At 65.8% G+C, this 21184-nt stretch carries 18 protein-coding genes; 3 read left to right on the top strand and 15 right to left on the bottom strand.

Going from position 1 to position 21184, the window contains the following annotated elements:
* Positions 1 to 11: 11 nt before the first annotated feature.
* The 12 genes from astB to F3I16_RS08255 form a co-directional block, all read right to left on the bottom strand.
* Positions 12 to 1358 carry an N-succinylarginine dihydrolase gene (astB, locus tag F3I16_RS08315; RefSeq protein WP_160493244.1) on the bottom strand — a complete coding sequence of 449 codons (1347 nt, stop codon included), beginning with the start codon at positions 1356 to 1358 and terminating at the stop codon, positions 12 to 14.
* Positions 1358 to 2824, bottom strand: a complete 1467-nt coding sequence (gene astD, locus F3I16_RS08310) for a succinylglutamate-semialdehyde dehydrogenase (protein ID WP_178116659.1) — start codon at positions 2822 to 2824, stop codon at positions 1358 to 1360. The genes astB and astD overlap by 1 nt, the downstream gene beginning before the upstream one ends.
* On the bottom strand, positions 2824 to 3846 hold the full coding sequence (astA, locus tag F3I16_RS08305) for an arginine N-succinyltransferase (RefSeq protein ID WP_160493242.1): 1023 nt from the start codon (positions 3844 to 3846) through the stop codon (positions 2824 to 2826). The genes astD and astA overlap by 1 nt, the downstream gene beginning before the upstream one ends.
* 83 nt (positions 3847 to 3929) lie before the next feature.
* Positions 3930 to 4946, bottom strand: a complete 1017-nt coding sequence (gene aruF, locus F3I16_RS08300; RefSeq protein WP_160493241.1) for an arginine/ornithine succinyltransferase subunit alpha — start codon at positions 4944 to 4946, stop codon at positions 3930 to 3932.
* A 153-nt stretch (positions 4947 to 5099) separates the two neighbouring features.
* Complete coding sequence (locus F3I16_RS08295; RefSeq protein ID WP_160493240.1) at positions 5100 to 6320, bottom strand: aspartate aminotransferase family protein; 1221 nt, start codon at positions 6318 to 6320, stop codon at positions 5100 to 5102.
* An 872-nt stretch (positions 6321 to 7192) separates the two neighbouring features.
* Complete coding sequence (argR, locus tag F3I16_RS08285) at positions 7193 to 8182, bottom strand: transcriptional regulator ArgR (protein WP_160493239.1); 990 nt, start codon at positions 8180 to 8182, stop codon at positions 7193 to 7195.
* A 17-nt stretch (positions 8183 to 8199) separates the two neighbouring features.
* Positions 8200 to 8964 (bottom strand): arginine/ornithine transport ATP-binding protein AotP, encoded by a 765-nt coding sequence (gene aotP, locus F3I16_RS08280; protein WP_160079460.1) that lies wholly within the window; start codon positions 8962 to 8964, stop codon positions 8200 to 8202.
* Positions 8965 to 9004: 40 nt separating this feature from the next.
* Positions 9005 to 9685, bottom strand: coding sequence for an ABC transporter permease (locus tag F3I16_RS08275; RefSeq protein WP_372239610.1), 681 nt, complete (start codon positions 9683 to 9685; stop codon positions 9005 to 9007).
* Positions 9686 to 9803: 118 nt separating this feature from the next.
* Positions 9804 to 10493 (bottom strand): ABC transporter permease, encoded by a 690-nt coding sequence (locus F3I16_RS08270; protein WP_160493237.1) that lies wholly within the window; start codon positions 10491 to 10493, stop codon positions 9804 to 9806.
* A 133-nt stretch (positions 10494 to 10626) separates the two neighbouring features.
* Positions 10627 to 11403, bottom strand: coding sequence for an ABC transporter substrate-binding protein (locus F3I16_RS08265; RefSeq protein ID WP_160493236.1), 777 nt, complete (start codon positions 11401 to 11403; stop codon positions 10627 to 10629).
* Positions 11404 to 11949: 546 nt separating this feature from the next.
* Complete coding sequence (acs, locus tag F3I16_RS08260; RefSeq protein WP_160079157.1) at positions 11950 to 13905, bottom strand: acetate--CoA ligase; 1956 nt, start codon at positions 13903 to 13905, stop codon at positions 11950 to 11952.
* 364 nt (positions 13906 to 14269) lie between these two features.
* Positions 14270 to 15823 carry a sigma-54-dependent transcriptional regulator gene (locus tag F3I16_RS08255; protein WP_160493235.1) on the bottom strand — a complete coding sequence of 518 codons (1554 nt, stop codon included), beginning with the start codon at positions 15821 to 15823 and terminating at the stop codon, positions 14270 to 14272.
* A 257-nt stretch (positions 15824 to 16080) separates the two neighbouring features.
* On the opposite strand from F3I16_RS08255, the gene phhA reads away from it, so the two are divergent.
* From phhA to F3I16_RS08240, 3 genes are all read left to right on the top strand, one after another.
* Positions 16081 to 16866, top strand: a complete 786-nt coding sequence (gene phhA, locus F3I16_RS08250; protein WP_160493234.1) for a phenylalanine 4-monooxygenase — start codon at positions 16081 to 16083, stop codon at positions 16864 to 16866.
* A gap of 124 nt (positions 16867 to 16990) precedes the next feature.
* The gene (locus tag F3I16_RS08245; protein WP_160493408.1) at positions 16991 to 17347 is read left to right on the top strand and encodes a 4a-hydroxytetrahydrobiopterin dehydratase; all 357 of its coding nucleotides are present in this window, start codon (positions 16991 to 16993) and stop codon (positions 17345 to 17347) included.
* Positions 17344 to 18540: an amino acid aminotransferase gene (locus tag F3I16_RS08240; RefSeq protein WP_160493233.1), complete on the top strand. Its 1197-nt coding sequence runs from the start codon at positions 17344 to 17346 to the stop codon at positions 18538 to 18540. Before F3I16_RS08245 ends, F3I16_RS08240 begins: the two co-directional genes overlap by 4 nt.
* Before the next feature lie 81 nt (positions 18541 to 18621).
* On the opposite strand, the gene F3I16_RS08235 is transcribed toward F3I16_RS08240, so the two are convergent.
* Genes F3I16_RS08235 through selD form a run of 3 tightly spaced genes read right to left on the bottom strand, consistent with a single transcriptional unit; the run spans position 18622 to position 21130 of the window.
* Positions 18622 to 18993, bottom strand: coding sequence for a hypothetical protein (locus tag F3I16_RS08235; protein WP_160493232.1), 372 nt, complete (start codon positions 18991 to 18993; stop codon positions 18622 to 18624).
* A complete protein-coding gene (mnmH, locus tag F3I16_RS08230; protein ID WP_160493231.1) occupies positions 18990 to 20096 on the bottom strand; it encodes a tRNA 2-selenouridine(34) synthase MnmH in 1107 nt (368 codons plus the stop codon). Before mnmH ends, F3I16_RS08235 begins: the two co-directional genes overlap by 4 nt.
* On the bottom strand, positions 20096 to 21130 hold the full coding sequence (gene selD / locus F3I16_RS08225; protein WP_160493230.1) for a selenide, water dikinase SelD: 1035 nt from the start codon (positions 21128 to 21130) through the stop codon (positions 20096 to 20098). Before selD ends, mnmH begins: the two co-directional genes overlap by 1 nt.
* Positions 21131 to 21184: the final 54 nt, after the last annotated feature.

Below are 21184 nucleotides of genomic sequence, written 5' to 3'. Positions count from 1 at the left end.
ATAAGTACTCGTTAAGCCAATTGGAAGGGGTAAACCGCGCCCAGTTTAAGGATCTGCGTCAGTTCATCCAATGCCGTGCGGCATTCGATGAGCAATTGCGGATCGGCCAGGTCGCTTTCCGCCAGGCGGTCGCGGTAGTGCTTACCGACCCAGACGGTCAGGGTTTCGTACAGGCTCGGGGTCATGATCACGCCTGGATTGACCGCCGCCAGTTCGTTGTCCTTGAGCGCCACGCGCAGGCGCAGGCACGCCGGGCCACCACCGTTCTGCATGCTCTGCTTGAGGTCGAACACCTTGACCTCGCGGATCGGGCCGTTGCCGCCGGTGAGCTGCTGCAGGTAGTTCCACACGTTGGCGTTGTTGCGGCACTCCTCCGGCACGATCAGCAGCATGTTGCCGTCTTCGCGGGTCAACAGCTGGCTGTTGAACAGGTAGGAGCGCACCGCATCGTCCACCGTCACCGCTTCGCGCGGCACGCAGACCGCCTGGAAGTTGCCGCCACGACGAGCGAGCTTGGCGGCCAGTTCGGCCAGCACCCGCTCGGTGTCGAGAAAGGCATCCTGGTGGTAGAACAGCACTTCGCCGTTACCCACCGCGATCACGTCGTTGTGGAACACACCCTGGTCGATCACCGCCGGGTTCTGTTGAGCATAGACCACGCCGTCGTCGCTCAGGCCATGCAGGCGGGCGATGGCCTGCGAGGCTTCCAGGGTCTGCCGCGCCGGGTAGCGTTGCGGTGCCGGGTAGCGGCTGTCGAAGGCGCTGCGGCCGTAGACGAAGAACTCCACACCCGCATCGCCATAACCCTTGCAGAAACGCGTGTGGTTGGCCGCGCCTTCATCACCGAACTGCCCCACCGCCGGCAACGCGGCGTGGTGAGCGAAGTGCTGCTGGCTGGCGAACATGGCGCCGAGCACGCGACTGGTGGTCGGGTGCTCGATGCTGCGGTGGAACTTGCAGTTGAGGTTGGCTGCGGTGAAGTGCACCCGGCCGTCGGCAGTATCGGCACTGGGGCTGACGGTGCAGGAGTTGGCGGTCCACATGCTGGAGGCCGAGCTGACGGCGGCCAGCAGCGGCATCGCCTCTTTCGCCGCCTGGGCGATCACCTGGGCATCGCTGCCGGCGAAACCCAGACTGCGCAGGGCGGCGACGTCCTGGCGCTCCTGCGGGGCGAATACGCCCTGCTTGAAGCCCATCTCCATCAGCGCCTTCATCTTGCCCAGGCCCTGCAGCGCCGCCTCCTTCGGGTTGGACGCCGCCTGGCTGTTGCTCTGCGACGCCACGTTGCCGTAGGACAGGCCGCCGTAGTTGTGGGTCGGGCCGACCAGGCCATCGAAGTTCATTTCATAGGCGGACATCACAGACTCACTCCCGGGGTCAGGGTGGCGGGCAGGCTCAGGGTTTCACTTTCCAGCGAGGCGACCGGGTAGGCGCAGTAGTCGGCCGCGTAGTAGGCGCTGGCGCGGTGGTTGCCGGAGGCGCCGATGCCGCCGAACGGCGCGCTGCTGGCGGCGCCGGTCAGCTGCTTGTTCCAGTTGACGATGCCGGCGCGGCTCTCGATGAGGAACTGCTGGTAGCGTTCGGCCGAATCCGACAGCAGGCCGGCGGCCAGGCCGAACTGGGTGTTGTTGGCCTCGGCGATGGCGGCGTCGAAGCCTTCGTAGCGGATTACCTGCAGCAGCGGGCCGAAGAACTCCTCGTCGATGCGCTCGGCAACCGCGGTGACGTCGATGATCCCTGGGGTCAGCAGTGCCGCACTCGCCACCGGCTGGATCATCTCCAGCAGTACGCTGGCGCCCTGATCGACCAGCTGGCGCTGGGCTTTGAGCAGGTGCTCGGCTGCCGCCAGGGAAATCACCGAGCCCATGAAGGGCGCCGGCTGCTCGTCGAAGGCGCCGACCTTGATCGTCGAGCTGACCGCCACCAGCCGTGCCAGCAGGGCATCGCCCCACTCACCCGCCGGCACCAGCAGGCGCCGCGCACAGGTGCAGCGCTGGCCGGCGGAGATGAAGGCGGACTGGATGATGGTGTACACGGCGGCATCCAGATCGGCGACCTGATCCACCACCAGCGGGTTGTTGCCGCCCATTTCCAGGGCGAGGATTTTGTCCGGGCGGCCGGCGAACTGGCTGTGCAGCAGGTTGCCGGTGCGACTGGAGCCGGTGAAGAACAGGCCGTCGATGCCCGGGTTGGCGGCCAGGGCCACGCCGGTCTCGCGGGCGCCCTGCACCAGGTTGAGCACCCCAGCCGGCAGGCCGGCTTCGATCCAGCACTTGACCGTCAGCTCGGCGACTTTCGGCGTCAGCTCGCTGGGCTTGAACACCACCGCGTTGCCGGCCAGCAGCGCCGGCACGATATGGCCGTTGGGCAGGTGACCGGGGAAGTTGTAGGGGCCGAACACCGCCACCACGCCATGCGGCTTGTGCCGCAGCACGGCAGTCGCGTCGGCCAGCGGGCCGCTCTTGGTGCCGGTGCGCTCGCGGTAGCTCTGCACGGAGATGGCAACCTTGTTGACCATGCTGGTCACTTCGGTGGCCGATTCCCACAGCGGCTTGCCAGTTTCCTCGCCGATGGCGCGCGCCAGCTCGTCACTGTGCGCCTTGAGGGTGGCGGCGAACTGCTCCAGCACGGCGATGCGCTCTTCCAGCGGACGCCGGGCCCAGGCCGGGAAGGCGGCGCGGGCGGCCTGCACGGCGGCCTCGACCTGTGCGGCGCTGGCGCCATTGCCGGCCCAGATGCTTTCCTGGCTGACCGGGTTGAGGGAGGCGAAGGCCTCGCCCTGGCCGGGCTGCCAGCTGCCGGCGATGAAGTGCGTACTCATTATTATTGTGTCTCCTTGGCCGACAGGGGCACGGCGCGCACCTGGGCGCCGACCGCGAGTTGCAAGCGCTTGGCGGTCAGGGCATCGACCACCAGGGTGCCGGCGGCGACACGCGCCGGGGCAGCGGTGATGCGGCAGTCTTCGCGCTTGCGGTTGTGGATCAGGTAAGGCGTGGCCTCATCGCCCGGGGTGCCGACGGCCAGCACCAGGGTCTGGCTGTTCTGCACCGCGCGGATCTTGTCGGTGGGCGCCTCGATGGCCGGGCCGGCGTCGAAGATGTCGACATAGCCCTGGTAGGCAAAGCCTTCGCCCTTGAGCATGGCCAGCGCCGGCTCGGTGTTCGGATGGACGCGGCCGATGGTGTTGCGCGCGTCCTCGGAGAGGAAGCAGGTATAGAGCGGGAACTTGGGCATCAGCTCGGCGATGAAGGCCTTGTTGCCGACGCCGGTGAGGTAGTCGGCCTGGCTGAACTCCATCTTGAAGAAGTGCCGGCCGAGGCTTTCCCAGAACGGCGAGCGACCATTGGCGTCGGACATGCCACGCATCTCGGCGATCACCTTGTCGCCGAACAGCTCGCGGAATTCGGCGATGAACAGGAAGCGCGCCTTCGACAGCAGGCGGCCGTTGAGGCCGCTGCGATGATCGGCATGCAGGAACAGCGAGCACAGCTCGGAGTTGCCGGTGAGGTCGTTGGCCAGGAACAGGGTGGGGATCTCGCGGTGGATCTTCAGCTCCTGCGAGGCGCTCACGGTCAGGCCCAGGCGGTAGTTGTACCAGGGCTCGCGCAGGCCCACGGCACCGGCCACGGCGGAGATGCCGACGACCTTGCCGTCGTCGTCCTCGAGCACGAACAGGTAGTCGGCATCGGCCCGTTCGGCCTCGCCACGGAAGGTCTTCTCGGCCCAGCCGACCCGATGCGCCAGACGCTCCATGTTGGCCGGCAAGGTGGTCAGCCCGGCACCGGTGCTGCGGGCCAGGTCAAACAGCGCCGACAGATCGGTGCTACGGACGGGACGAACGATCATAGATCCTCCGGGTAACGGCACGCCTGCTGCGGCCCGCTACGAGTTGAAATACAGCCAGGCCAGACAGCTGGCCGCTGATGGTCTTAAACCGCGACCAGCCTGACGCTGGCGCCTTCACCGACACCCAGGACCTCGGCCGCCTCGGCGGACAGGGTCACCGGCTTGCCGGGCGCCCAGTCGAGGTCGGCGACGATGGCGCGGAAATCCTGCAGCTGGCCGTTGCTGACCAGGTACGGGCGGCCCACCTTGCCCGGATCGCCGATGCGCACCGGCACCACGCGGCTCTGGGCGATCGAGCGGATGCCCGAGGTGCGTGCATGCAGGGTCGGCCCGCCGTCGAAGATGTCGATGTAGTGGTCGGTCTCGAAGCCTTCGCGCATGAGGATGTCGAAGCTCACCTGGGCGCGCGGATGCACCTGGCCCATGGCCTCCTGCGCCTCATCCGGCAGCAGCGGCACGTAGATCGGGTAATGCGGCATCAGCTCGGCGAGGAAGGTGCGGCTCTTCAGGCCGCACAGGCGCTCGGCCTCGCTGTAGTTGAGGTCGAAGAAGTTGCGCCCCACCGCGTCCCAGAACGGCGAGTCGCCGTGCTCGTCGCTGTAGCCGACGATCTCCACCACCACCGCATCGGCGAAACGCTCCGGGTGGCTGGCGACGAACAGCAGGCGGGCCCGCGAGTTGAGCTCGGCGCTGGCCGTATCGACCAGCTCCGGCTGCACGTAGAAACTGGTCAGCAGACTGTTGCCGGTCAGGTCGTGGCACAGCGAGAGCACGTGGATCTTGTTGTGGATCTTCAGCTCGCGCGAGGCGTGCACGAAAGTCTCGTTGCGGAAGCTGTAGAACGGCTCGGAGTAGCCGGCCGAGGCGACGATGCCGGAGCAGCCGACCAGGCGGCCGCTGGCGCTGTCCTCGAGGACGAAGAAGTAGCTCTCCTCGCCATTGAAACTGACTTCGGCGGCGAACGAGGCCTCCGAGGCGGCGATCTTGTCGCTCAGGCGACCGGCATCGTCCGGCAATGAGGTCACACCGACCGGGCTATCCGCAGCCAGACGTTGCACTTCGGCAAGGTCGGACAGTTGCGCGGGGCGCATCACCAGCATGGCCTTCTCCTTTCGACAAAAACGTCTTTCGAATAAAAACTCCAGAAACCTCGACGACTGTCGCTGGAGAAAGACCGGGCCTGGCCCGATCACGCAGGGAATCGCTCATCCTGAGGTGACTCGGGCGGCGCTTCCCGCGCCGCCCGGCGGGCATCAGCCCTGGACCAGCTTGGCCACGGCGCGCTCGAAGCGATCCAGGCCCTCGTTGATGTCGGCATCGTCCACCACCAGGCTCGGGGCGAAACGCACCACATCCGGGCTGGCCTGCAGCACCAGCACGCCTTCGGCGGCGGCGGCATCCAGCACGGCCTTGGCCTTGCCCTTCCAGGCTTCGGTCAGCACGCAGCCGAGCAGCAGGCCGAGGCCGCGCACTTCGCTGAAAATCCCGTACTGCTCGCCGATCGCCTGCAGGCGCGAGGTGAACTGCCGGTGCTTGGCCTTGACCCCGTCCAGCACCGCCTTGGTGTTGACCACGTCGATCACCGCCTCGCCCACCGCGCAGGCCAGCGGGTTGCCGCCGTAGGTGGTGCCGTGGGTGCCGACCGCCAGGTGCTTGGCCAGCTCGTTGGTGGTGAGCATGGCGCCGATCGGGAAGCCACCGCCCAGGCTCTTGGCGCTGGAGAGGATGTCCGGGGTCACGCCGTAGTGCATGTAGGCGAACAGCTCGCCGCTGCGGCCCATGCCGGTCTGCACTTCGTCGAACACCAGCAGCGCGTTGTGTTCGTCGCACAGCTTGCGCGCGCCTTCCAGGTAGGCCTGCTCGGCCGGCAGCACACCGCCTTCGCCCTGGATCGGCTCCAGCACCACGGCGCAGGTCTTGTCGGAAATCGCCGCCTTCAGCGCGTCCAGATCGTTGTACGGGACATGGGTGATGCCCTGGATCTTCGGCCCGAAGCCATCGGAGTACTTGGGCTGGCCACCGACGCTGACGGTGAACAGGGTGCGGCCGTGGAAGCTGTTGGTGGCGGCGATGATCTCGCATTTGTCCGCGCCGAACTTGTCGAAGGCGACGCGACGGGCCAGCTTGAAGGCGGCCTCGTTGGCTTCGGCGCCGGAGTTGCAGAAAAACACGCGGTCGGCGAAGGTGGCATCGACCAGCTTGTGCGCCAGGCGCAGGGCCGGCTCGTTGGTGAACACGTTGGAGATGTGCCACAGGGTGTTGGCCTGCTCGGTCAGCGCGCCGACCAGTGCCGGATGGCAGTGACCCAGCACGTTGACGGCGATGCCGCCGGCGAAGTCGATCAGCTCTCGGCCGGTCTGATCCCAGACTCGCGACCCCTGACCACGCACCGGAACGAAAGCGGCGGGAGCATAGTTGGGGACCATGAACTGGTCGAAATCGGCGCGTTGCACCGGATCGTGCTGAACGGACATCGGGGCTCTCCTGAATAAGCAGCACCGGCACTGAATGGCAGGTGATGGAAGGATTGTAGGGGCTCATAACTAGGGCGCATTGCCGCCATGCGACAACTTCTTACAGCGGCAACCCGTGGTTTTCCGGGGCTTTCGGCAATGCGACAGAAAGCAGCGGAATTGCGCAGTTTAAACGCTGCGCGGCTGGATCGGGCAATTCGCTGAAGCCCGGCAAAATCTCAACCCAATCACCAACGAGAGCCTGAAAGCCGGGGCATGCAGCGGTTTTGGGTTGATGAGCGGCCGCTTGCCGAGTTGGCAGAGAGTTCTGGTTTCGGCCACCCGGCCGAGTCACTTTCTCTTGTCTGGCCAAGAGAAAGTAACCAAAGAGAAGGCCACCCCTACATCCGGCCCTGCGCTTCGCTCCGGGTTCGCTCAATCCATCGTCGCTCCAGGGGTACGCCGCGAAGGGCCATCCCTGGCCCATCGCGTCTCTCGCGGCATCCATGCCGCTCAACCCCTTCCACAACGATTCCGCTCACCCTCCTGAAGGGGATTCGGGTGTCGCCTGACAGCCCTACTCTCATTAATGGGCCTTTCAGGCGACTCGAACGGGTCCCGCCCAGAAGGCCGAGTGGAGGGGTCGCGCAGGGGGACGCGAGGCAGGACGCCGAGCGAGGAGCGAAGGGACAGGGACGTCCCTTCGTGACGGCCCCCGGAGCGGCGCCGGAACGAGGGAACCCCGCCGCAGGCGGGGCCGGATGATCGGGCGCGCTTTCTCTTTGGTTACTTTCTCTTTCGCGCGAGCAAAGAGAAAGTGACTCGGCCGGGTGGCCGAAACCAAAAGCCTACACCAGCTCGGAAATCAGCCCAAACACCGAGCCTCAAGCAATTCAGCCGCGCTCGGCGACGCTCGGGGCGATTTCGAAGGGGCTGGTGCTGCGCCGCTGGTTGCGGTCTTCGCGCGGGGTAGCGCCGAAGAAGTTGCGGTAGGCGCTGGAGAAGTGCGGGCCGGAGGAGAAGCCGCAGGACAGGCCGATCTGGATGATCGACTTGCTGGTCTGCATCAGCAGCTGGCGCGCCTTGTTCAGGCGCAGCTCCAGGTAGTACTGGCTCGGCACGCGGTTGAGGTACTGCTTGAAGATGCGTTCCAGCTGGCGGCGCGACACGCACACATGGGTGGCGATCTCGTCGGTGGTCAGCGGCTCTTCGATATTGGCTTCCATCAGCAGCACGGCCTGGGTCAGCTTGGGATGGCTGGAGCCGATGCGGTTCTGCAGCGGGATGCGCTGGCGCTCGCCGCCTTCGCGGATGCGCTCGACCACCAGCTCCTCGCTCACCGCGCCGGCCAGCTCGGCGCCGTGGTCGCGGGCCAGCACCGCCAGCAGCAGGTCGAGCACGGCCAGGCCGCCGCAGGCGCTGAGGCGGTCGCGGTCCCAGTCGAACAGATGGCTGGTGGCGATCGCCTTGGGGAAGCGCTCGGTGAAATCGTCCTGCCAGCGCCAGTGCACGGCGACGCGGTAGCCATCGAGCAGTCCGAGCTGGGCCAGCGGGTAGACCCCGGCCGACAGGCCGCCGATCTGCGCACCGCTGCGCACCAGCTGCTTGAGCGCGGCGGCCAGCGCCGGCGCCACGCTGGCCGGCGGCTCGTCGGCGAGCAGGAACAGCTTCTGACAGCCTTCCAGGTGCCCGGCCCAGGGCTCGCCCGGCAAGCGCCAACCCGCCTCATCGGCAGGCGGCTCGGCGAGCAGGAAACGCGCCTCGTACACCACCTCCGGGTGCACGCGCTGCGCCACGCGCAGGGCTTCCTCGGCCAGAGCCAGGGTCATGGGCCGGGTTTGCGGCCAGATCAGGAAACCGATGCAGTGGGCAGTTTGCGTCATGATGGGCAGTCTAGTTCCTACTTCAGGCTGCCGGAAAGGAATTGCTTGAGGCGATCCGACTGCGGATTGGCCAGCACTTCCTTCGGACAGCCACGCTCTTCCACCAGGCCCTTGTGCAGGAACACCAACTGGTTGGACACCTCGCGGGCAAAGCCCATCTCGTGGGTCACCACGACCATGGTGCGACCCTCCTGGGCCAGGTCCTGCATGACCTTGAGCACTTCGCCGACCAGCTCCGGGTCGAGCGCCGAGGTCGGCTCATCGAACAGCATCACTTCCGGCTCCATGGCCAGGGCACGGGCAATCGCCACACGCTGCTGCTCGCCACCGGACATATGCGCGGGATAGGCATCCTTGCGGTGCGCCACGCCGACCTTGGCCAGGTAATGCTCGGCCTTTTCCAGGGCTTCCTTCTTCGGCACGCCGAGCACATGCACCGGCGCCTCGATGACGTTTTCCAGGGCACTCATGTGCGACCACAGGTTGAAGTGCTGGAACACCATGGCCAGGCGCGAGCGCATGCGCTGCAGCTGCTTGGGATCGGCGGCCTTGAGCGCGCCACCCTTGCTCGGCACCAGCTTCAGCTCCTCGCCGTTGAGCAGGATCTTGCCGCCGTAGGGCTGCTCGAGCATGTTGATGCAACGCAGGAAGGTACTCTTGCCCGAACCGCTGGAGCCGATGATGCTGATCACGTCGCCGGCCTTGGCGGCCAGGGACACACCCTTGAGCACTTCGTGGTCGCCGTAGCGTTTGTGCAGATCCTGGACTTCAAGCTTGTACATGGTCTCGGCTCTCGTATGCGAATGCGGTGGAATCGGTGGCTCAGGCTTTACGCGGAGCCAGGTAGGCCAGCCAGCGGTGCTCGGCCAGCTTGAACAGGCGTACCAGGATGAAGGTCAGGCACAGGTAGAACAGGCCGGCGGTGACATAGGCCTCGAACGGCATGAAGTACTGCGAGTTGACGGTCTTGGCCGCACCGGTGATGTCGACCAGGGTGACGATGGACGCCAAGCTGGTGGTATGCAGCATCATGATCACTTCGTTGCTGTACTGCGGCAGCGCGCGGCGCAGGGCCGAGGGCAGGAGAATCCGCCGGTACAGCTTGAAGCGCGACATGCCCATGGCCTTGGCCGCCTCGATCTCGCCATGGGGCGTGGCCTTGAGGCTGCCGGCGAGGATCTCCGCCGAATAGGCGCTGGTGTTGATGGCGAACGCCAGGCAGGCGCAGAAGGTCGCGTTGCTCAGATACGGCCAGGCAAAACTCTCGCGCACCCCCTCGAACTGGGCCAGGCCGTAGTACAGCAGGTACAGCTGCACCAGCATCGGCGTGCCGCGGATGGCGTAGGTGTACAGCCAGGCCGGCAGATTCACTGCCGAACGCTTGGACACCCGCATCAGCGCCAGCGGCACGGCCAGGGCCAGGCCGAACGCCAGGGCGATGAGCAACAGCTTGAGGGTGACCAGCACGCCATCGAAGTAGAGTGGCAGGCTCTCGGCAATCACCTTGTAATTGAAGACCCTCTCGATCCAACCCAAGACCAGTGCAACGTAAGGCTCAAGGACTAGCAAAGCGGACTCTAGGAACTGCCGTGCGCTTTCGAAAAATTCCATAGCAGGACTCTCAGATCTCGGCTGTTTTCACGCCGACCGAATAGCGGCGTTCGAGGTGGCGCAGGACGAGCAGGGAAACACTGGTGATGACCAGATACATGGCCGCCGCCAGCAGGATGTAGGTGAACGGTTCGCGGGTCGCGTCGCCGGCGCTCTTGGCGCGGGCCATCATGTCCTGCAGGCCGACCAGGGAGATCAGCGCGGTAGCCTTGACCAGCACCAGCCAGTTGTTGGTGAAGCCGGGAATCGCCAGGCGGATCATCTGCGGCACCAGGATGCGCAGGAACACCCGCAGCGGGCTCATGCCATAGGCCATGCCGGCCTCGCCCTGACCCTTGGGGATGGCCATGAAGGCGCCACGAAAGGTCTCGGACAGGTAGGCGCCATAGATGAAGCCCAGGGTGCCGACACCGGCGATGAACGGGTTGATGTCGATGTAGCCGTCATAACCAACCCACTGGGCGATACGGTTCACCAGATCCTGGCCGCCGTAGAAGATCAGCAGGATCAGCACCAGATCGGGGATGCCGCGGACCACCGTGGCATAGGCGTCGCCCAGCCATGCCAGCCACTTGATCGGCGACAGGCGACAGGACGCACCGATAAGACCCAGGGAAATAGCGACCGCCATCGACAGCAGAGCCAGCTGCAAGGTGAGCCAGACGCCATCGAGAATGGTCGAGCCGTAGCCATTGAGCATGAATCAATCCTCAGGGGAATACAGGAAGAACGCCCTTCTCCCTCAGGGACGGAGCGCGGCGGGCCGACTTCGGGCGGCCCGCACGCGGCCCGCGGGCCACCTTCCCCCGTGGCGGGGGAAGGTCTTGCCGGCCTTACTTGCCGTAGACGTCGAACTGGAAGTACTTGTCCTGCACGGCCTTGTACTTGCCGTTGGCGCGGATCGCCAGGATCGCCGCACTGATCTTGTCGGCCAGGGCCTTGTCGCCCTTGCGCACCGCGATACCCTGGCCTTCGCCGAAGTACTTGACGTCGGTGAAGTCCGGCCCGACGAAGGCGAAGCCCTTGCCGGCATCGGTCTTGAGGAAGCCGTCGTCGATGTTCACCGAGTCGGCCAGGGTGGCATCCAGGCGACCGGAAGCCAGGTCGAGGAAGATTTCGTTCTGCGAGCTGTAGCGCACGATCTCGGCACCGGCCGCGGCGAACACGTCGGTGGCGTAACGGTCATACACGGAGGAGCGCTGCACGCCGATCTTCTTGCCCTTCAGGTCGGCCTGCGGGTCCTTCAGCTCGGTACCCGCCTTCATCGCCAGCTTGGCCGGGGTGGCGTAGTACTTGCCGGTGAAGTCCACGGACTTCTTGCGGTCTTCGGTGATCGACATGGACGACAGCACGGCGTCGAACTTGCGCACCTTCAGCGCCGGGATCAGGCCGTCGAACTCCTGCTCGATCCACTTGCACTCGACATTCATCTCCTCGCACAGGGCCTGGCCGATGTCGTAGTCGAAGCCGGTGATGTTGCCTTCCGGAGTCTTGTAGGCGAAGGGTGGGTAGGCGGCCTCGATGCCGATACGCAGCGGCTTGTCTTCTGCCTGCACCAGCGCGCTGAACGCGGACAGCGCCAGGGCGCCGAGAAGTACGATCTTCTTCATGTTGTGACTCCTTCGAATGGGGACATCGTTTGGCAGAATGAGGTTCGCCAGGGCCGTGTGTGAATTGTAGGAAGTGTCGCCGTGTTTGCCGCGCCGAGAGGCACAGCGACAGGCTCGGCCAGGTGGGCGGCATTCTAGCGAGCGGCACAAGACCGATATTTCCTCAAAGCGACAACAAATTACAGAACCACCGGAGAGGCGCGCGCAGCATCTTGACAGGTCAGGCAAAACATGACCATAGGGACAGGAAGATCAACCGATATAACCAGCAATAAATACGCCAACAAACAGCAAATGGCTCTAGAACGGCACACTCAGAGAAGAACCGGGTTTTCTCGAAGCCCCCGAACGGGGCGCCGTGTTTCCACCCTCCCCCAATCGGTGCGACGCGTTACCCCCGGGTGTTACCCATCCGCCCCGGCCCCGACAAGTTCGATATTCATCCCCCTGGCGGGCAATCACGTGACGCGAGCCGCAGCCCGGGGCCCCGAAAAAGAAAAACCCCGGCTTGTGGCCGGGGTTTGTTCGCCTTGCGCAGATGCCGGGTCAGGCGGCCTGCATGGTGCGGTGGGTATCGACGAGATGTTGCACCACACCAGGATCGGCCAGCGTGGAGATGTCGCCGAGGGCATCGTATTCGGCGACGGCGATCTTGCGCAGGATGCGACGCATGATCTTGCCCGAGCGGGTCTTGGGCAGACCTGGCGCCCACTGGATGACGTCCGGCGAGGCGATCGGACCGATCTCCTTGCGAACCCAGTTCTTCAGTTCCTGACGCAGCTGCTCGGAAGGCTCCTCGCCGCTGTTCAGGGTCACGTAGACATAGATGCCCTGGCCCTTGATGTCGTGCGGCACGCCGACCACGGCGGCCTCGGCGACTTTCGGGTGGGCGACCATGGCACTCTCGATTTCGGCGGTGCCCATGCGGTGCCCGGAAACGTTGAGCACGTCGTCGACCCGGCCGGTGATCCAGTAGTAGCCGTCTTCATCGCGGCGCGCGCCGTCGCCGGTGAAGTACATGCCCTTGAAGGTGTTGAAGTAGGTGTCGACGAAGCGGTCATGGTCGCCGTACAGGGTACGCGCCTGGCCCGGCCAGGAGTCGATGATCACCAGGTTGCCTTCGGCGGGGCCTTCGATGATGTTGCCCAAGTTGTCCACCAGCGCCGGCTGCACGCCGAAGAAGGGACGCGCCGCCGAGCCCGGCTTGAGCGCATGGGCGCCCGGCAGCGGGGTCATCATGGTGGCGCCGGTTTCGGTCTGCCACCAGGTGTCGACGATCGGGCAGCGCGACTGGCCGACGTTCTCGTAGTACCAGTGCCAGGCTTCCGGGTTGATCGGCTCGCCGACCGAACCGAGCAGGCGCAGGCTGGAGCCATCGGCGCCCTCAACGGCGGCCTTGCCCTGGGCCATCATGGCGCGGATGGCGGTGGGCGCGGTATAGAGGATGTTGACCTTGTGCTTGTCGATGATCTTGGCGACGCGGGTCACGTCCGGGTAGTTCGGGATGCCTTCGAACAGCAGGGTGGTGGCGCCATTGGCCAGCGGACCGTAGACGATGTAGCTGTGGCCGGTGACCCAGCCGACGTCGGCGGTGCACCAGTAGACTTCGCCCGGACGGTAGTCGAACACGCGCTCGTGGGTCAGCGCGGCGTACAGCAGGTAGCCGGCGCTGGTGTGCAGCACACCCTTGGGCTTGCCGGTGCTGCCCGAGGTGTAGAGGATGAACAGCGCTTCCTCCGCGCCCATTTCCTTCGGCGCGCAGACGCTGCCGGCGACCTTCATCAGGTCTTCGTACCAGATGTCGCGGTGCTGGTTCCACTTGATGTCCGAACCGGTGCGCTTGCACACGATGACCTTGGTCACGCTGCTGGTTTCCGGGTTGGTCAGGGCGTCGTCGACGTTGGCCTTGAGCGCGGTCTTCTTGCCACCACGCACGCCTTCGTCGGCGGTGATCACCACCTTCGACTGGCAGTCGATGATGCGTCCGGCCAGGGCCTCCGGCGAGAAGCCGCCGAACACCACCGAGTGGATGGCGCCGATGCGGGCGCAGGCCAGCATGGCCACCACGGCTTGCGGAATCATCGGCATGTAGATGGTCACCACGTCGCCGCGGTGCACGTCCTGGCCGCGCAGGGCATTGGCGAACTTGCACACCTGCTCGTGCAGCTGGCGGTAGGTGATTTCCTCGTGCTCGGATGGGTCGTCGCCTTCCCAGATGATCGCCAGCTGATCGCCGCGCTCGGCCAGGTGACGGTCCAGGCAGTTGGCCGAGACGTTGAGGGTGCCGTCGGCAAACCACTTGATATCGACGTGGTGGTCGTCGAAGGAAGTCTGCTTGACCTTGGTGAAGGGCTTGATCCAGTCCAGGCGCTTGGCCTGCTCGCGCCAGAAACCGTCGGGGTTGATCACCGACTGCTGGTACATGGCTTTGTAGGTCGCCTCGTCGGTCAGCGTGGTGGCGGCCACCTCGGGGCGGACGGGATAAAGGGAAGCAGCACTCATGACTTAACACCTCGGCGGGTAGTTGTTGTTCTATGGTGTCTTTTGTATCCCCCGACAGCGGGTGGGGCCATTCGACCATGGTCTTACCACTCTACGACCAAGGTCTCAACGCTTTTTTTCAGGCAAAAAAAGGGCGACCCGAGGGCCGCCGCCAAGGCATTCCGGGGGAGGAATGTCAGAAACGCCGTCCGGGATTCGCAGGAACCGGACGTCTGACTTTTTACCCCCTCCCCCTACCCCCGCCTATTGCACCAAGGTCGTAAAGCCGGCGCGCCCATCCGTAGGAGCGAGCTCTGCTCGCGAAGCTCTTTACGCGGCGAATTTTCGCGAGCAGAGCTCGCTCCTACAGGTACCAATGCAGCGCTTACTCCTTGCCCAGGCCATGCTGGCGCAGCTTGTTGGCAATGGTGGTGTGCGACACACCCAGGCGCTTGCCCAGCAGGCGACTGCTCGGATGCTCGTGGTAGAGGCGCTCCAGCACCGCCTTCTCGAAGCGGCCGAGGATGCTGTCCAGCCCGCCCTCCAGGGAGAAATCGCCCAGCGGCTGCGGCGCGCCGTAGTCCGGCAGGCGGATATGCTCGGCCTTGACCGTGCCGCCGTCGCACAGCGACACAGCCTGGAACAGCACATTCTCCAGCTGGCGCACGTTACCCGGCCAGTGGTAGTGGCTGAGCTTGTCCAGCACCTGTGGCGCCAGCTTGGGCAGCGGGCAGCCGATCTGCCGGCTGGCCGAATCGAGAAAGTGCTCGACCAGCGGCGCCAGGCCATCCAGGCATTCGCGCAGCGGCGGGATATGCAGGCTGAGCACGTTGAGGCGGTGATAGAGGTCCTGGCGGAACTCGCCCTTGGCGCACAGATCGGACAGGTCGACCTGGGTGGCGCAGATCACCCGCACATCCAGGTACACCTCCTCGTCGCTGCCGACCCGGCGAAAGCAGCCGTCCTGCAGAAAGCGCAGCAGCTTGGCCTGCAGGCGCGGGCTCATCTCACCGACGCCATCGAGGAACAGGGTGCCACCGGCGGTGAGTTCCAGCAGGCCGAGCTTGCCTTCCGGGCGCGCGCCCTCGAAGGCGCCGGGGCCGTAGCCGAACAGCTCGGTCTCGGCCATGGATTCCGGCAACCCGGCACAATTGAGCGCCATGAACGGCGACTGCCCGCGCGGGCTGGCCAGGTGGCAGGCGCGCGCCAGCAGCTCCTTGCCGGTGCCGGTCTCGCCCTCGATCAGCAGCGGCGCGTCCAGCGGCGCCATCCGGCGCGCCTCGCGCACCACGGCGGCCATCACCTTGGAACTCTGGAAGATGCTGTCGAAGCCGCGCAGTTCCTGCTTGCGCACATGGTAGATGCGCTCGCCGACCCGGTCGGCGCGGTGCAGGGTGAGCACCGCACCGGCCAGCGCCTCGCTCTCGTCATGCTCGGACTGCAGCGGGGCGATGTCGGCAAGGAAGATGTCGCCCTTGACCTTGACCCGCAGGCCGTTGATCCGCGACTTGTTGGCGCGCACCAGCTCGGGCAGGTCGAAATCCTCGGCGTAGCGCGACAACGGAATGCCCGGCACCTCGTCCACGCGCACCCCGAGCAACTGCGCGGCAGCGCGGTTGGCGGCGACTATGCTGCCGCCCATGTCGATCGACAGCACCGGGAAATCCAGGGCGCCGAGCAAGGCATTCAGCTCCAGGTGACGGCGCTCGCTGGGCATCAGGCCGACGCGTTTGACCCCGAACACCCCAGGTATCGCCTCGAACTTCGGCCGCAGGGCCTGGAACTGCAGGTTGATCAGGTTCGGGCAGTGCAGGTAGATGGCATTGCCCTGCTCGCCGCCGACTTCGCCACGGGCGACGTTGATGCCGTAGTCGACCAGCAGGTTGAGGATGTCGCGCAGGATACCGACGCGGTTCTGGCAGTGGACTTTGATACGCATGGCAAGGCTCGGCTCGGGCTTGTTATGGGCGCAGCGGCACGCTTAGCGAAGGCTGCGACATTTTATCCGTCAAGAATATGTGACAGATAAGCAAACCAGCAAGGCGATGACACGCTACTTCGCCAACCCCGTAACCATTTCTTTACGAATAAGCCAAAGCCAACCACCGAATACGCCTGTTCGCCAGCTGTCCCGCGGCCTGCCAGCGGGTTATCCATTGTCCAACACAACAACAAGATCCCCCGCTGGAGGCGACGATGAAGACCACGCAGTACCTGGCCCGCGAACCCGACGCGAGCGGTTTTATCCACTACCCGGACAGCGAGCACGCGGTGTGGAATACCCTGATCACCCGCCAGCTCAAGGTGATCGAGGGCCGCGCCTGCCAAGAATACCTGGATGGCATCGAACAGCTCGGCCTGCCCCATGAGCGCATTCCCCAGCTCGGCGAGATCAACCAGGTGCTTGCCGCCACCACCGGCTGGCGCGTGGCGCGGGTGCCGGCGCTGATTCCGTTCCAGACCTTCTTCGAGCTGCTGGCCAGCAAGCAGTTTCCGGTGGCTACCTTTATCCGCACACCCGAGGAACTGGATTACCTGCAGGAGCCGGACATCTTCCACGAGATCTTCGGCCACTGCCCGCTGCTGACCAACCCCTGGTTCGCCGAGTTCACCCACACCTACGGCAAGCTCGGCCTGGCCGCGACCAAGGAGCAGCGCGTGTACCTGGCGCGGCTGTACTGGATGACCATCGAATTCGGCCTGGTCGACACCCCGCAGGGCCGGCGCATCTACGGCGGCGGCATCCTCTCCTCACCCAAGGAGACCCTCTACAGCCTGTCCGACGCGCCCGAACACCAGGCCTTCGACCCGCTGGAATGCATGCGCACGCCGTACCGCATCGACATCCTGCAGCCGCTGTACTTCGTCTTGCCGGAGCTCAAGCGCCTGTTCGAACTGGCCCATGAGGACATCATGGGCCTGGTCCAGCAGGCCCTGGCCCTGGGCCTGCATACGCCGAAATTTCCGCCGAAGGCGGCCTGACCGATACAGGACTGTAGGTTGGGTTGAGCCTGCGAAACCCAACATCTTCAGCGCCGCGTTGGGCTTCGTCGCTTCGCGGCTCAACCCAACCTACGCTTTGACCACACACAAACCCCGGAGAACCCTGATGAGCCTTGCCCAAGCCCAATGCGAAGCCTGCCGCGCCGACGCGCCCCATGTGTCCGATGAGGAACTGGCCGAACTGATCCGCGAGATCCCGGACTGGAACATCGAAGTGCGCGACGGCCACATGGAGCTGGAGCGCGCCTTCCTGTTCAAGAACTTCCGCCATGCCCTGGCCTTCACCAATGCGGTGGGCGCCATCGCCGAGGAAGTCGGCCACCACCCGGCCCTGCTCACCGAATGGGGCAAGGTCACCGTGACCTGGTGGAGCCACGAGATGAAAGGCCTGCACCGCAATGACTTCATCATGGCCGCGCGCACCGACCTAGTCGCCAGCACCGCCGAGGGCCGCAAGTGAGCCACTTCGCCCGCATCGTCCGGGTTCCGAGCGACCCCATCCTCGGCCTGCTGGATGCCTTCCGCGCCGACCCCAACCCGGCCAAGCTCGACCTCGGCGTGGGCGTGTACAAGGACGCCCAGGGCCTGACGCCGATCCCGCGCGCGGTGAAGCTGGCCGAGCAGCGGCTGGTCGATACGCAGACGACCAAGACCTATATCGGCGGCCACGGCGCGCCGGAGTTCGGCGAGCAGCTGCTGCGCCTGGTGCTCGGCGCAGGCAGCGCGCTGCTGCAGGATGAGCTGGCCGGCGCCACCCAGGCGCCCGGCGGCACCGGCGCCCTGCGCCTGGCCGGCGAGTTTATCGCCCGCAACCTGCCCGGTCGCGGCATCTGGCTGAGCGACCCGACCTGGCCGATCCACGAAACCCTGTTCGCCACCTGCGGCCTCAAGGTCGGCCACTACCCCTATGTCGACGCCGGCAACCAGTTGCAGGTGGAAGCCATGCTCGCCGCCCTGGCCCATGTGCCCCAGGGCGACGTGGTGCTGCTGCATGCCTGCTGCCACAACCCGACCGGCTTCGACCTGAGCCAGGATGACTGGAAGCGCGTGCTGGAAGTGGTCAAGGCCCGCGAACTGCTGCCACTGATCGACTTCGCCTACCAGGGTTTTGGCGCCGGTCTGGCCGAAGACGCCTGGGCCGTGCGCCTGTTCGCCAGCGAGCTGCCGGAACTGCTGATCACCAGCTCCTGCTCGAAGAACTTCGGCCTGTACCGCGAACGTACCGGCGCGCTGATCGTGCGCGCGGCCAGCAGCAGCCAACTGGCCGATGTACGCAGCCAGCTGGCCGCCATCGCCCGCAATCTGTGGTCCACCCCGCCGGCCCATGGCGCCGCCGTGGTCGCGACCATTCTCGGCGACGCCGAGCTGCATGCCCTGTGGGTCGAGGAAGTGGAAGCCATGCGCCTGCGCATCGCCAGCCTGCGCAGCGGCCTGGTCGCGGCGCTGCAACCCCATGGCCTGGGCGAACGCTTCGCGCACATCGCCGTGCAGCGCGGCATGTTCTCCTACACCGGCCTGAGCGCGGCGCAGGTGCAGCGCCTGCGCGAGGAGTTCAGCGTGTACATGGTCAGCAGCGGCCGCGCCAGCGTGGCGGGGATGGCGGAACTGCGCCTGGAATACCTGGCGGCGGCGATTGCCAAGGTGTGCGGCTAACGGCAGCGCGAACCGTAGGGTGCGCCATGCGCACCAAGGCCCCGTGCAGAGCCAATGGTGCGCACGGCGCACCCTACGGGCTCACTCCAGCGTTTCGTCGTCGCGGATCAGCACGTAGCTGCCATCGTCCACGTCATAGACGTAGTACATCTGCACCTCGCCATCGGCCACCACGGCCACGTAGTCTCCCGGCTCGGCGACGAAATAGCCCTGGGTGCCCTTCACCGCCTCGCTCTCGATGCGCGCGGTCACGAACAGCTCTTCCTCATGGCCATCGAAGTAGTCCTCGCGGGCCAGGGCGTCCCAGTCGGCCGGCGCCACGAACGGGCCGGTCAGGAGGATGCGTGCATCGCCCAGCTCCAGCTCGTCGGCATCCGGATCGCGGTCGTCCGGACGGTAGACCGTGCAATCCTGGGCATCGGCGTGGTCCAGCAGGCTGTGTGGCGTGGTCATGACTTTCTCCGTAGGGCGCGGTCACGCAGGTAGGCCACAACGGCCGCCTGCTCACCGGCAAACTCGATACGCCCCGCCTTGCTGTCGCGCTGGAAGGCGTACATGGGGTCGTAGTATTCGCGCAGTAGGCCTTCAATCCAGCCGCGATGCAAATCCACGCTACCGCTGCCCTGCTGTTCGGCCAGCGCCGCCTGCATGATCGCCAACAGGCGCTGGTAGCGCTCGCCGCCCAGGCGCTTCTGGATATTGCTCAGGCTCTGCAGCAGGCGTTCGGCAAACAGGCGGTAGCCGTGCTCGTCACCATGCACGGCGATGAACTCGGCGCACAGGTCGATCACGTAGTCGCGCAGGATGCGCTCGACGCGGCCTGCGAAGCTGTCTTCCAGCCATACCAGCGGATAGCCCTGCATGCCCTGGTGCAGTTCCAGCGGCAGCGAGCAGCTGCCGACCAGGCGGCTTTCGTCCTCCAGCACGAACTGCTCGGTGCCGGCGGCGCGCTGCTTGAGGAGGTCGATGGCCAGGCGGTTCTCGAAATCGATCTGCCCCGGCTGCAGCGTGGCGCGCTTGCCGAAGCTGGAGCCGCGGTGGTTGGCGTGGCCCTCCAGGTCCAGGCTGTTGCCCAGTTGCGCAATCACCTCGGTCTTGCCGGTGCCTGTCATGCCGCCGACTATGACGAAGTCGCACTCGGCCACCGCCTGCTGGGTGGTTTCCAGCAGGAAGGTGCGCATCGCCTTGTAGCCGCCGATCACCCGCGGGTAGTCGATGCCGGCCTCGGCCAGCCACTGCTGGACGATCTGCGAACGCAGGCCGCCGCGGAAACAGTACAGGTAACCTTCGGGGTGAGCCTTGGCGAAGGCCGCCCAGGCTTCGACCCGCTCGGCCTTGACCTGGCCGCAGACCAGCTGGTGGCCGAGGGCAATGGCCGCGTCCTGGCCTTTCTGCTTGTAGCAGGTGCCGACCCGCTGCCGCTCGTTGTCGGTCATCAGCGGCAGATTGACCACGCCGGGGAAGGCGCCCTTGGCGAACTCCACAGGGGCGCGCATGTCCATCAGCGGGATGTCGTTGAGGAAGATGGCGCGGTAGTCGCTGCTGTTGTCGCGCATCACAGCACCTCGACCGCGTGGGTCTGTCGCGGAGCCAGACGGCCGATCGGCGAAAGCTTCAGGCCCAGCTCGGCGGCCACCGCGAGGAACTCGGCCTCGCCTTCCGGGGTGACGGCGATCAGCAGGCCGCCGCTGGTCTGCGGATCACACAGCAGGTCGCGCTGCGCGTCGCTGATGGGCGCGATCTTCTCGCCGTAGCTGTCGAAGTTGCGCAAGGTGCCGCCCGGCACGCAGCCCTCGGCCAGGTAATAGTCGACTCCCGGCAGGCGCGGCACGGCGGCGTAGTCCAGCTGGGCGGTGAGACCCGCACCATCGGCCATCTCCACCAGGTGGCCGAGCAGACCGAAACCGGTGACGTCGGTCATCGCCGTGACCCCGGCCAGCTTGCCGAAGCGCGAACCGGGCTTGTTCAGGGTGCACATCCAGTCACGCGCCAGGCCAACGTCCTCGGCGCGCAGCTTGGCCTTCTTCTCGGCGGTGGTGAGGATGCCGATGCCCAGCGGCTTGGAGAGGTACAGCCGGCAGCCGGCCGTGGCGGTGTCGTTGCGCTTCATGTGCTGCTTCTCGACCACGCCGGTCACCGCCAGGCCGAAAATCGGCTCCGGCGCGTCGATCGAGTGGCCGCCGGCCAGCGGGATGCCGGCGGCATCGCACACCGCGCGGCCGCCACGGATCACTTCGCGGGCCACTTCCGGCGGCAGGACGTTGACCGGCCAGCCGAGGATGGCGATGGCCATCAGCGGGTCGCCGCCCATGGCGTAGATGTCGCTGATCGCGTTGGTCGCGGCGATGCGGCCGAAGTCATAGGGGTCGTCGACGATCGGCATGAAGAAATCGGTGGTCGAGACCACCCCGCGCTCGTCGTCCAGGGCGTAGACCGCCGCATCGTCGCGCGAGGCGTTGCCGACCCACAGCTTGGGGTCGAGGTTCTGCGCGCCGCTGCCGGCGAGGATCACTTCCAGCACCTTGGGGGAAATCTTGCAGCCACAACCGGCACCGTGGCTGTACTGGGTCAGGCGGATCGGCTCGCTCATCGCACTTTCTCGGCAATAACGGAAAACAGGGCGGCGATTCTAGCAAAGCTGGCC

The sequence above is a fragment of the Pseudomonas sp. L-22-4S-12 genome (assembly GCF_009799935.1).
Lineage (GTDB): Bacteria > Pseudomonadota > Gammaproteobacteria > Pseudomonadales > Pseudomonadaceae > Aquipseudomonas.
Note: the sequence above shows the minus strand (reverse complement) of the source record. Positions and strands in the feature narration are given on the sequence as shown.